At 43.8% G+C, this 11,864-nt stretch carries 11 protein-coding genes; 4 read left to right on the top strand and 7 right to left on the bottom strand.

What is annotated here, in order from left to right:
* Positions 1 to 3 precede the first annotated feature (3 nt).
* The 5 genes from PHI47_RS05790 to yajC form a co-directional block, all read right to left on the bottom strand.
* Positions 4 to 504: a hypothetical protein gene (locus tag PHI47_RS05790; protein WP_299934864.1), complete on the bottom strand. Its 501-nt coding sequence runs from the start codon at positions 502 to 504 to the stop codon at positions 4 to 6.
* 4 nt (positions 505 to 508) lie between these two features.
* Positions 509 to 2,956 (bottom strand): leucine--tRNA ligase, encoded by a 2,448-nt coding sequence (gene leuS / locus PHI47_RS05785; protein ID WP_299934861.1) that lies wholly within the window; start codon positions 2,954 to 2,956, stop codon positions 509 to 511.
* Positions 2,957 to 3,064: 108 nt separating this feature from the next.
* The gene (gene secF, locus PHI47_RS05780) at positions 3,065 to 4,042 is read right to left on the bottom strand and encodes a protein translocase subunit SecF (protein ID WP_299934858.1); all 978 of its coding nucleotides are present in this window, start codon (positions 4,040 to 4,042) and stop codon (positions 3,065 to 3,067) included.
* A 2-nt stretch (positions 4,043 to 4,044) separates the two neighbouring features.
* Entirely contained in the window at positions 4,045 to 5,622 is a 1,578-nt protein-coding gene (gene secD / locus PHI47_RS05775) for a protein translocase subunit SecD (RefSeq protein ID WP_299934856.1), read from the bottom strand.
* The gene (gene yajC / locus PHI47_RS05770; protein WP_299934853.1) at positions 5,612 to 5,878 is read right to left on the bottom strand and encodes a preprotein translocase subunit YajC; all 267 of its coding nucleotides are present in this window, start codon (positions 5,876 to 5,878) and stop codon (positions 5,612 to 5,614) included. The genes secD and yajC overlap by 11 nt, the downstream gene beginning before the upstream one ends.
* A 69-nt stretch (positions 5,879 to 5,947) precedes the next feature.
* On the opposite strand from yajC, the gene PHI47_RS05765 reads away from it, so the two are divergent.
* The gene (locus PHI47_RS05765) at positions 5,948 to 7,165 is read left to right on the top strand and encodes an apolipoprotein N-acyltransferase (RefSeq protein WP_299934852.1); all 1,218 of its coding nucleotides are present in this window, start codon (positions 5,948 to 5,950) and stop codon (positions 7,163 to 7,165) included.
* Positions 7,166 to 7,206: 41 nt separating this feature from the next.
* Here PHI47_RS05765 and PHI47_RS05760 read toward each other — a convergent pair whose 3' ends face one another.
* Positions 7,207 to 8,694, bottom strand: a complete 1,488-nt coding sequence (locus tag PHI47_RS05760) for an acetyl-CoA carboxylase biotin carboxylase subunit (protein ID WP_299934850.1) — start codon at positions 8,692 to 8,694, stop codon at positions 7,207 to 7,209.
* Positions 8,695 to 8,904: 210 nt separating this feature from the next.
* Here PHI47_RS05760 and cysK point away from each other — a divergent pair, with 210 nt between their 5' ends.
* The 3 genes from cysK to PHI47_RS05745 all read left to right on the top strand — a co-directional run bounded on the left by cysK (position 8,905) and on the right by PHI47_RS05745 (position 10,883).
* The gene (gene cysK, locus PHI47_RS05755) at positions 8,905 to 9,828 is read left to right on the top strand and encodes a cysteine synthase A (protein WP_299934847.1); all 924 of its coding nucleotides are present in this window, start codon (positions 8,905 to 8,907) and stop codon (positions 9,826 to 9,828) included.
* Positions 9,829 to 10,398 (top strand): aminotransferase class IV family protein, encoded by a 570-nt coding sequence (locus PHI47_RS05750; protein ID WP_299934844.1) that lies wholly within the window; start codon positions 9,829 to 9,831, stop codon positions 10,396 to 10,398.
* A gap of 65 nt (positions 10,399 to 10,463) precedes the next feature.
* Positions 10,464 to 10,883 carry a hypothetical protein gene (locus tag PHI47_RS05745; RefSeq protein WP_366882633.1) on the top strand — a complete coding sequence of 140 codons (420 nt, stop codon included), beginning with the start codon at positions 10,464 to 10,466 and terminating at the stop codon, positions 10,881 to 10,883.
* A gap of 10 nt (positions 10,884 to 10,893) precedes the next feature.
* On the opposite strand, the gene PHI47_RS05740 is transcribed toward PHI47_RS05745, so the two are convergent.
* Positions 10,894 to 11,793 carry a LysR family transcriptional regulator gene (locus PHI47_RS05740; protein ID WP_299934837.1) on the bottom strand — a complete coding sequence of 300 codons (900 nt, stop codon included), beginning with the start codon at positions 11,791 to 11,793 and terminating at the stop codon, positions 10,894 to 10,896.
* Positions 11,794 to 11,864: the final 71 nt, after the last annotated feature.

Genomic DNA, 11,864 nt, shown 5'->3' with positions numbered 1-11,864 from the left:
CCCTTATTTCGAGTTTGCACCCTGTGCCGCTACTTGTGCGATAAATGAATCAATCCCTTTTTGCGCACCCTGACGTATTGCCTCAAAACGGGCTTGATCCGAAATAATAGCATTCGGTTCAATCGAGAAGTCATATATACCATGTGTCGAATATGGAGATGTTTTTTCTCCCACAATACGATCAATACGCATCACCACGGTTGTACGATACGTAATGACATACCCATTAGTATCATAACGTAACGGTGTGAATAAAACCGAAGCAATCGATATTTTTAGATGTGTTTTGGAGAGTTTTTTCGAAACCAGTGCCGTTTTGAACTTTGTAATAACTGCCATATCCACGGCATCTTTGATAATCACCGTATTTTGAGGGTCTTCCATAGAGATAACGACTTCGGTACTGACGCTGTCACCGAGAACATTTTTGGCATAGTAGGATGCCGGAGCATACCCGCATCCGCTCAATAATACGACCCATACCAAAAATATTGCTAAACGCATCTCACTATCCTTTTATCACCAGATTAACGAGTTTTCCGGGTATCACGATCGCTTTTACGATCTCTTTGCCTTCAATCCATTTTTCAACGGAAGCTTTGGCAATCTCTATGATTGCCTCTTGGCTCTCACTAACCCCTACTTCTATCGTAGCACGATTTTTGCCGTTAATGGAGACACCGAGGCTCAATTCTTCGACCTCAAATACCTCTTCGCGAACGACGTGTACACCAAAGTTTTTGCCACCAAAAAATTCGGTTGAGAGTTCCCAGCAGATATGAGGGACAATCGGTTCGAGTATCGAGGTGAGAATCCAGTACCCTTCCGTCCATACGTCCGTATTGTTTTGTTCATTCAGCGCATTCATCGCTTCCATTGCACCTGCAATCATCGTGTTAAAGGTATGACGCTCACCATACACTTCTTGAGCCCGCACAAGTGCTTCATACACTTTTTTACGTGCCCCTTTTTCTTCTTTAGAAAGGGTTGTGTGGTCAATGCTAGGAATCGTGTCCGTTTTTCGTACGTATTGGCTGCGATCGGCAAAGCGTTTTAAAAATCGGAAAGCCCCCTCAACAGCACTGTCATTCCACTCCAACTCTTGGGTCGGAGGAGCAGCAAAAAGGATAAAGAGACGCGCCGTATCGGCACCGTATTTCTCTACCAATGCACCCGGATCGACGGTGTTGCCTTTGGATTTCGACATCTTCGCACCGTCTTTAAGAACCATCCCCTGAGTAAGAAGATGCTCAAACGGCTCATCGCTGTTCACATAACCCAAATCGCGGAGCATTTTCGTAAAGAAGCGTGCATACAGCAGATGCAAGATCGCGTGTTCAATCCCGCCGATGTAGTGGTCAACTCCCATCCAATAATCGAGTGCTTGCTTATCCAATGCCTCTTTAAAATCGTTTTTGACCGTATAACGGAGGAAATACCACGATGATTGTATAAAGGTATCCATCGTATCCGTTTCACGGATAGCTGGCTTGCCGCATTTAGGACATGCGCAATGTTTCCATGACGGATGATGTTCGAGCGGGTTTCCCTCACCGTTAATCACAACATCCTCAGGAAGTGCTACCGGAAGATTGGATTTATCTTCCGGAACGATTCCGCACGATTCACAATGAATCAAAGGAATCGGTGCACCCCAGTAACGCTGACGGCTGATTCCCCAGTCTTTTAGACGGAAATTGATCACTTTTTTCCCGAGTTTGTTTGCCTCAAAATGATCCATGATCGACGCTTTTGCGGTGACGTTATCAAGACCGCTAAACTCTGCACTATCACGTAGTATTCCCGTTTCGGTATACGCACACCCGCTCGGCAATTCTCCCTCGGATGGAAAAATAACCGCTTTGATCGGCAAGGCGTATTTGGTTGCGAATTCATAGTCACGATCATCGTGCGCCGGAACCGCCATAACTGCACCCGAGCCGTAATCGGTAAGGACGAAGTTCGCCACCCATACCGGCACTTTTGCCCCCGTGAGAGGATGAATGACATTAATACCAAGAGATACACCCTCTTTCGGGCTGGTTGCACGATCACGTGCGCTTACACGCTGCATCGCTTTGATCGCACTGGCTGTTGATTCATCGAGCAGACCGAATGAGAGCATATGACGGACAATCTCGTGTTCCGGTGCGAGAGCGGCGTAGCTCACTCCGTAAATCGTATCGGGACGGGTGGTAAAGACATCAAAACTTTGATAGACGGCGCCAAGACGTGCTTCACTCTCTTCGTCGAGTTTGAACGCAAATTCCAACCCGTACGATTTCCCGATCCAGTTCTCCTGCATCGTCAAAACCTGTTTCGGCCATTTCCCCTCAAGTGTTTTAAGCGATTCGAGAAGCTCTTCGGCGTAATCGCTGATTTTGAGATAATACTGAAACATCTCTTTTTGGACGATAGGGGTTCCGCATCTCCAGCATCCGCCATCGACTACTTGTTCATTCGCTAAAACGGTCAAATCGTGCGGACACCAGTTTAAAAAGCCCTGTTTACGATACAAAAGTCCTTTGTTAAACATATCGATGATAAAGCCCTGTTCAAACGCAGTATATTCAGGGTTAGAGGTTGCAAATTCACGCTCTTCTGAGAAAGAAAGCCCTAAACCGGCAAGCTCTCCGCGCATGGTTGCGATATTTTCGTATGTCCATTTTTTAGGATGGACACCGTGTTTGATCGCCGCATTCTCTGCAGGCATTCCGAAACTGTCCCATCCGATCGGGTGCAGAACATTAAAACCTTGTTGGCGGTAATAACGGGCGAAAGCGTCGCCGATGGTGTAGTTGCGGACGTGTCCCATATGGATGCGCCCCGAAGGGTAAGGAAACATACTGAGGACGTATTTTTTGGGTTTACTAAAATCGTTTGAAGGTTCATACGCTTTTGTAGCGCTCCACGTTTTTTGCCATTTGGCTTCTATTGATGCGGGGGTGTAATTCAAAAATACTCCTAAGTCTATCTAGAACGCCAAAAGGAATAAAATCCCTTTTGACTACGCTAGCCGCTATGGCACTAAAGCTAGCCTCTTCGAGGCAGATTTCATCCAAGTTTACACAATACCTTGTTCGAACTGTGCACGCATTTTCTCTTTTTCAGCATGTCTGCGTGCTTTATCGGCATGAGCGGCTTTCGCTTTAGCCACATCATAACCAAACCAAATCAAAAATGGTGACGCAACAAAAATCGAGCTGTAAGCACCAAAAATGACCCCTATCAGCATCGCAAAACTGAATCCGTGGATAATCTCTCCACCGAATAAAAAGAGGGTTAAAATAACAAAAAATACAGTCGCAACCGTCAGAATCGTTCGTGAAAGGGTATTTGTGACACTCTCATTAATAATATCGGCCAAGCTATAGCGTGATGCATCTTTCGTATCACGAATCGTTTCGCGGATACGGTCGAAAATAACGATCGTATCGTTGATCGAAAATCCTAAAATCGTCAGCAATGCCGCCAATACCGTCAAATCAAATTCAACATTAAATAAACTGACCATACCCGCGGTAATCACAACGTCATGCACGAGGGCAATAATTGCTGCAACCCCATAGCGCCATTCAAATCGAAACGCGACATAGATCAAAATTCCGATTACGGAAACCAAAAGGGCGATGATACCCTGTGTTTGGAGTTCTTTCCCGACTTTCGGTCCCACCATGTCAACACGGCGAATTTCAAAGTTCCCAGTTCCTTTAAGAGCTGTAGAAACTTGCTGTGCCGTATCTTTGGTTACGTCTGCCGTCGTATTTTGAAGACGTAAAATAATCTCACTGGATGAGCCGAATTCTTGAATCCCTGCCGAAGCGAATGGAGTATTTTTTAACTTCTCGCGCAGTGCATCAATCTGAACCGGTTTATCGTATTTTACCTGTACAACCGTACCACCGGCAAAATCGATTCCATACACAAACCCTTTATGAAAAATCAGGTAAAACGAAATCAGGGTAACGATCAGTGAGAACGTAAAGATGGGCTTGACCAATCCCATCAAATTAAACGCTTTTTTGGCTCTAAAAAATTCCATGATTACTCCTTACCCTCAAGGCGGATACCGAACCATCGGTTCATCTTGCCGCTTTTTTCAATCTGTTCCATGAGGGCACTGAAAATTCCGTGTGTTCCCAAAATCGCGGTAAACATCGATACTAAAATACCGACGGCCAACGTTACTGCAAACCCTTTGATCGGACCGGTTCCGTACATATACAGAGCCACTGCCGCGATAAGTGTGGTCAAATTCGCATCCACGAGGGTACTGAACGCATTGTCATATCCCCCTTCAATCGCTTTACGCACTTTGGCCCCTTCACGAAGAAGTTCGCGTATCCGTTCATTGATGATGACGTTTCCATCTACCGCCATACCGACGGTAAGGACAATCCCTGCCATCCCCGGCAATGTCAACGTCGCTCCAAACATCGCCATAACGGCAATGATTAAAATAATATTGATGACCATTGCGGTTGTTGCTATAATACCGGCATACCCATAGTAAGCAACCATAAACAAAACGACCAGTGCCGCACCCGTTGCAAATGCAAAAAGAGACGCTTTAATACTATCCGCACCGAGACTTGGTCCGACAGAGCGTTTTTCCATCATATAAATAGGCGCAAGTAACGCCCCTGAACGCAATGCGATCGCAAGGTCGTTTGCTTCAGCAACGGTATAGTTACCGCTAATCTGACCGCTTCCACCGCCGATACGTTCATTGATAACCGGAGCTGAATAGACTTTACCGTCCAGAACGATCGCAAGACGTTTACCGACACTTTTACCGGTGAAATCACCGAAAATTTGCGCTCCGGCAGAGTTGAGTGAAAAGTTAATCACCGGACGGTTATTTTGATCGTAGCCGACATGAGCATCAGTCAACATTGTCCCATCTAAAATAGGAATCTCATTGACCAGATGTTTGAGCTGAGGCTGAAGTGCATCTTCGAGGATTTTATCCCCATAAGTTGCCGCTTCACCTTCATTCATCTCATTAACTCGCATTGCATGGTCTTCATCAACCGCCATAAGTTCAAGCTTCGCCGCACGGGAGATCAGTTCACGTGCCCGTTGTTCTTCTTGAGGGGTTTTAATCCCCGGAAGTTCTACAAGGATTTTATCAACCCCTTGACGTGCTACTGTAGGTTCAGCAAGTCCAAATTGATCGAGACGGTTACGAATCGTCTCGATTGCTTGATCAACCGCACGTACCTTGAGCTTTTCGATCGCCGCAGGGGTCATTGTAATCGTATATTTCCCCTCGCTTGCATGGACAATCGTCCCCTCAAGTGTTTTTAGGTACGTATCCATAGTTTTCGCATCATCAGCATCGATCAACTCAAACGTAACCCTATCCTCTTGAGCACTTATCGCATCAAGCAGTACATCGTTACGCTCTCCAAAGTGTTTCAAAGCGGATGCAATTGATTTAATTTGAGAGGTCACCGCTTCATCGGTTTTAACTCCCAACAGCATATGCAATCCACCTTGCAGGTCAAGACCTAAGGTAACTTTTTTTCCTGCACTGCTTTGAGTGAAGGAAGGGATCGAAAAAACTAAACCGAATACAGTGGCAATAATCAGTAAAACGAGTCGGTAATTAAGCTTCATCCTCGTACTTTCGCGCCACTGCGTCTTTAACAAGACGCCCTTCGGTGTCATTGTTGAATTTCACAGCAAAAAATTGATCTTCGACTTTTTTAATCTCGACGATAAGTCCTCCGCTTGTGACGACTTTATCCCCTTTGGTCAATGCTTCAACCATCTCTTTGTGCTTTTTAGCCTGTTGGTTTTGGGGACGAATGATCACAAAGTACATAATAGCGATCAAAAAGACGAAAGGGAGAATTTGGGTGAGAATTTCCATGGATATCCTTAACATAAAGAAAATTGTCGCATTATACTCAAAAGACATTAACATCGGTATAATTGCGCCATGAAAATCAGTTCTATCCACCGTAGTACCTATGTTTATCTCCCCCTCCTGATTGCCGTCGGTTTCTCCGCTTTTATCTATTGGGAATATTTTGGGCTCACATCACCATTTATCAATACCGTATTTGGATTAGGGGCACTGTACGGACTGCTCCACGCCCCTAAAAAAGTCCTTCCCATCGCCGGATTTTGGATCGGACTTTTCTGGTGCTATTGGATCGGTTTCAGTTTTCAATATTATGGGCTTGGATGGGCGATCTGGCTCGTCGCGCTTGGATTTGGTTTTGTCTATGCCCTCTATTACGGAGTAATGGGCCTAACTTCGAATCCCTTAATCCGTGCGGCAATCCTTTTCGGTCTTACCTACGTATGGCCAATGGATTTTAACTGGATGCAGCCGGAACTTATTTTTGTCAACAGTTATCTCGGATTTTCAAAATGGCAATTTGCCCTGATCCTTTTTTCGCTTGCCTCTACCGCATGGTTCAGCAGTATCAAAAAGCTCTTTCCTCTACTCTTACTCCTGTTTGCAATCCAAACCCATTATCCGAAGCCGCCGATCCCACAGCTAAAAATTAAACTCGTCACAACCGATGTTCCGCAAGACATTAAATGGGAAGAATCTCAACAATATCGATTAAATACTGAAAACATCGCCGCTATCCAAGAAGCCATCCAGCAAAAGTATGATCTTGTTGTCCTCCCAGAAGCGTCGTTTGCCCTGTTTATGAATCATCATCCGCATCTAAGTGCCTACTTGCAAAAGCTTTCCTATCAGATTCCGATTGTGACCGGAGCATTGTATGAAGAGGACGGATTAAATTACAATGTCTCTTATCTGTTTCAAAACGGTCACGTTACCGTTGCCAAAAAAACTATTCTCGTCCCGTTTGGCGAATACATTCCTCTTCCCGCATTTATCAAAGAGTGGGTCGATCGGGAAATTTTCGGAGGAGCCTCTGATTTTGTCACCGCCGATAAACCAACCGATTTTATAATCCACGGCGTCAAATTCCGAAACGCCATCTGTTATGAAGCAACAAGAAAAGAACTCTACACACCGGATGTACGCTACTTGATTGCGATGAGTAACAACGGCTGGTTCACCCCTTCGATTGAACCGACGTTGCAAAGATTATTGATTCAATTCTATGCACGTCAAAACAATACAATTGTCTTTCATTCGGCTAACAGCGGGGGAAGCGGGATAGTGTATTAAAAGTATAAGAAGAAAATAAAAGCCCTGAGGGCTTTTATTGTTTAGTGGCGAACGTTGAGTTTGTTTTTGTTGATTGCTTCGATAACAGCAGTAATTTGCTTCATCTTAGCCTCTTCGTCATCCATGTTGTGGATCGCATCGAGATTAAAGTGTTGCAATTTGGTATCAAGATACCCAGTATCGAGTTCACCTTTGATAAAGTGCTCATCACGAACGATTTGACGGTGAAGAGGGATATTCGTCGGTATACCCTCGATCAAGAACTCATCCAAAGCACGACGTGCCTTACGAACAACATCTTCCCATGTCAAAGCAGTAACGATCAATTTTCCGATCATTGAATCATAGTTTGACGGGATTAGATAGTTAGTATACGCCATAGAGTCCAAACGTACCCCAGGACCACCCGGTGCAAGGTAGTTAGTGATAAGACCCGGAGATGGAACAAATCCCATTTTAGGATTTTCAGCATTGATACGGAACTCAATCGCATACCCACGGAATTTAATCTCTTCTTGCATAAAAATCAGTTGATCACCCTCAGCAATTTGAATCATACGTTGGATCAAATCGATTCCTGAGATCGCTTCCGTTACCGGATGCTCTACTTGAACACGAGTGTTCATTTCGATGAAATAGATATTGTCATCTTGGTCAACCAGATATTCGATTGTTCCAACACTCTCGTAACCGAGTTTGAACATCGCTTTGGTAGAAATACGATAAAGCTCACGGCGTGTTGCTTCATTCAACAACGGTGATGGAGCGATTTCGATTACTTTTTGGTGGCGACGTTGGATCGAGCAGTCACGGTCACCGAGGTGAACAACGTTGCCGTATTTGTCCGCAACGATTTGGATTTCGATATGGCGTGGGTTTTTGAGGTATTTTTCGATAAATGTTTCACCACGGCTAAAGAAACGCAATGCTTCTTTGGTTGCAGACTCATACATCTCTTTAAAATCTTCCGCACGTTCAACGATACGCATACCGCGCCCGCCGCCGCCGAAAGCCGCTTTGATGATAACAGGGAATCCGATTCCGATTGCAATTTTCTCAGCGTCTTCGACATTATCAATCGGCTCATCGGTACCCGGAAGCATCGGAACACCAACGGCACGCATCGCTACTTTTGATGCCATTTTGTCCCCGAACAGAGCGATATGCTCCGGCTTCGGTCCGATAAAAATAATACCGTTATCAACACATGCTTGAGCAAACTCTGCACTCTCAGACAAAAATCCGTATCCTGGGTGGATCGCATCACAATCCGCTTTTTTAGCCAAAGAGATAATACGCTCATAGTCAAGATATGCGGCGATCGGGTCACCCATGATCGGATAACATTCATCAGCTTTACGAACCCAGACGCCATTTACATCGACTTCTGAAAATACAACGACACTTTTAATCCCCAACTCTTTACAGGCTCGAATAATACGAAGTGCGATTTCACCACGGTTCGCAATCAATACTTTACTGATCTTTTTAGTTTTCACGGTTCCCTCATTTGAACACCTTTGAAGCATTTAGCTAGGCTAAATTTTCCAAAGACACCCGATATCTTGATTTAAAAATGAAATTATAGGATAAAACCGCTGTTAATGCAAAACTTTTTCCCTTCAAACACTATTATCAATGGTATTAACGGATATTTATCACTATCCATACTGAATTGCTAATAATTATTGGATTTTTAAAAATTTGTTATTATAATGTGTAAAAAACAGGGATACAACATGAAGATAGCTGCTAATATCACTGAACTCATCGGAAATACCCCCCTAGTCCGGATTAATGCCCTCTCCCTTGCAAGCGGAGCAACGATTTTAGGAAAATGTGAATTTATGAACCCCACCAGTTCAGTCAAAGACCGCATCGGTTTTAATATGATTAAAACGGCTATGGATGAGGGGAAAATCACATCCGATACTCTTATCATCGAGCCTACCAGCGGAAACACCGGTATTGCCCTCGCATCTATCTGTGCTGCTTTGGGACTGAAACTCACGTTGACAATGCCGGAATCCATGAGTATCGAACGACGCAATCTCCTCAAAGCGCTCGGAGCCAATCTCGTACTCACCCCTGCCGCACAAGGTATGAAAGGGGCGATTGATGAAGCCAATGCCTTAGTCGCATCAATGCCTAACGCCATCGTCCTCCAGCAGTTTGCCAACCCCGCCAATCCTGCTATTCATCGCATCACCACGGCACAAGAAATTCTTCGAGACACCGATGGGAAAGTTGATATTTTTATTGCCGCTGTCGGAACAGGAGGCACATTGACAGGAACAGGAGAAGCGCTCAAAGCCGTTTTGCCGAATATCCAAATCATTGCCGTGGAACCTAAAGACTCCGCTGTCCTCTCAGGCGGAAAACCGGGACCGCATAAAATTCAGGGAATAGGTGCAGGATTTGTCCCTGATATCCTCAATACATCTTTGTACGGTGAAGTGATTACCGTAAGCAATGAAGAAGCAATTGCCGCGTCCAAAGCGCTTGCAAAAGCAGAAGGACTTCTCGTTGGAATCTCCGCAGGAGCAAATGTCCATGCTGCAGCACTCGTTGCCGCACGACCTGAAAATCAAGGAAAAACAATCGTCACAATTTTGTGCGATACCGCAGAACGTTACCTCAGCACCCCGCTGTTTGAAGCATAAATGCTTTTAGAGACGCTCCGCTGTGAAAACGGCGCAGTTCTTCATATTCCTTACCATCAAGCACGTTTAGATCAATCACTAAAAAGTCTCCATAGTCGACAGCACTATGATCTCAATTCCCTCTTACATCCCCCCGAAAAAGGGATATATCGATGTCGCTTTCTCTACAACGCGACTCAATATACAGTTGAATTTCATCCGTATGAACCGCGAATCATTACCTCTTTAAAACTCGTTTATGATGATACTATTGAATATCCGCTCAAAGATTCAAATCGAGAAGCACTCAATGCTTTATTTGAGCAGCGTGGTGAATGTGATGATATTCTCATTGTAAAAAATACTCTGTTAACGGATACAACCATTGCTAATATAGCCTTGTACATCGATGGAAAATGGTTCACCCCCGATTCTCCTTTATTGATGGGAACTACACGTGCACGTTTAATCAAAGAAGGATTTCTAACCCCTGAACCTCTCCGTCCCGAAAACATCACCAAAGCAACCAAAGTTGCCCTTATGAATGCGATGGTAGGGTTCATTGAAGTCGAAAATGGTATAATAGGTTAATTTTATAAAACAGGTCTGCCCTAATGTTATACGATATTATTAAAAATCCTTCCTTCGCGAGATTGATGGAAAACCATGTTCGTGATATGCTCATCTATCTTTTTGAAAACGACCAAAATTTCGGTATTCTCTGCAAAATTGAGCAGGTCACTTTTGACCCACCTCTTCCACAACATCTAAGTGAAGAGTTTCGGGCAATGACCCTCTTTTTCTTAGCAGGTTATACGTTCGAAAGTGCGCGAATCGATAATGATATTTTAATTTTTGAAGCGGGATTCGGGCAAGAAAATATCGGAAGCTTTGTTTCGGTTCCACTGCTCTCGATCGTTCAGATCATCATCGATGACACACCGGCATTTGTAAATCTTGCCCTTCCGAGAGAGCACCACCCTATGATCAATATTGAGAAACAAGAAGGGGTTCAGAATTCAATGAGCGCTCTGCTATCAAATCCTGAAAATCAGAAATTTTTGAAGAAAAAGTAAGGATTGAAAGTTATAACTTCAATCCCAATAGATACGTTACAACATTATCAATAAAGGCATCATGCTTACGCTCTTTGCTGTAAACGATGTAAAACTTGCGTTTAATTTTATAGTTTTTGATCCGCGCTTCAAACAGTTTACCTTCTTCTACCTCATCACTGATAACATGGCGAGAAATAACAGATACCACAGGGCGCGTTCCATCTTTCGGTGAACGCATGATCGTCTCTTTAATCGCAGTAGAACTTGCCACAACTCCGATGACACTAAAGCCCGAACACTCTACTCCGATTTCTTCGAATACTTCCGCTGTTAATTTACGGGTATGAGAGTTCTCATCACGGCAAATCCAGTCAAATTTATACATATCCTCTTTGCGAAGTTGTTTAGGGATAGGCTGATTGGAAAAAATCACCAACTCATCTTCTTCCCATTCGCGGTAAATAAGTCCGTCTTTAAATATTGGTGATTCGATAAGGGCAATATCGATCTTTTTATCAAGCAACTGATCAACAATATCCTCCGAAAATGCCACACGGATATGAACTTCGTTATTGATCTTCTCTTTGAGCTGTTGGAGATAGGTCGGCAAAACATAGTTTCCGATCGCGTAAGATGCTCCAACAACAAACGTAAACTCTTTATTAATAATTTTGAGAAGTTCTTTTTCGCTTGATTGGATCGCTTTTTCGAGTTTAGTTGCAATACGGAAAAGATCTTCTCCCTCTTTCGTCAGCTTAATTCCGTTCTTTTTACGTTCTACCACTCGGGTATCAAGATAGTCTTCGATAAATTTAATCTGCTGTGTAACCGCAGGCTGCGAAATACCCAATTTTGCCGATGCTTTTGAAAAGCTTTTTTCACGGACTACCGTGAGAAAAGTCATAAGTTTCGCAAAGTCTTTTAACATAATAATTCCTATAAGTTGAATGAATAGCAGTATTATAACCCATCATTATAACTAAAGCAAGTATTTTCATA

The sequence above is a fragment of the Sulfuricurvum sp. genome, assembly GCF_028713855.1.
In the GTDB taxonomy this organism is placed as follows: domain Bacteria; phylum Campylobacterota; class Campylobacteria; order Campylobacterales; family Sulfurimonadaceae; genus Sulfuricurvum.
Note: the sequence above shows the minus strand (reverse complement) of the source record. Positions and strands in the feature narration are given on the sequence as shown.

Coding starts and splice junctions, on each gene's coding strand:
- PHI47_RS05740 (WP_299934837.1), bottom strand. CDS start 11,793: ATGTTAAAAGACTTTGCGAAACTTATGACTTTTCTCACGGTAGTCCGT.
- PHI47_RS05760 (WP_299934850.1), bottom strand. CDS start 8,694: ATGCTTCAAAGGTGTTCAAATGAGGGAACCGTGAAAACTAAAAAGATC.
- PHI47_RS05745 (WP_366882633.1), top strand. CDS start 10,464: ATGGAAAACCATGTTCGTGATATGCTCATCTATCTTTTTGAAAACGAC.
- cysK (WP_299934847.1), top strand. CDS start 8,905: ATGAAGATAGCTGCTAATATCACTGAACTCATCGGAAATACCCCCCTA.
- secF (WP_299934858.1), bottom strand. CDS start 4,042: ATGGAATTTTTTAGAGCCAAAAAAGCGTTTAATTTGATGGGATTGGTC.
- yajC (WP_299934853.1), bottom strand. CDS start 5,878: ATGGAAATTCTCACCCAAATTCTCCCTTTCGTCTTTTTGATCGCTATT.
- PHI47_RS05790 (WP_299934864.1), bottom strand. CDS start 504: ATGCGTTTAGCAATATTTTTGGTATGGGTCGTATTATTGAGCGGATGC.
- secD (WP_299934856.1), bottom strand. CDS start 5,622: ATGAAGCTTAATTACCGACTCGTTTTACTGATTATTGCCACTGTATTC.
- PHI47_RS05765 (WP_299934852.1), top strand. CDS start 5,948: ATGAAAATCAGTTCTATCCACCGTAGTACCTATGTTTATCTCCCCCTC.
- PHI47_RS05750 (WP_299934844.1), top strand. CDS start 9,829: ATGCTTTTAGAGACGCTCCGCTGTGAAAACGGCGCAGTTCTTCATATT.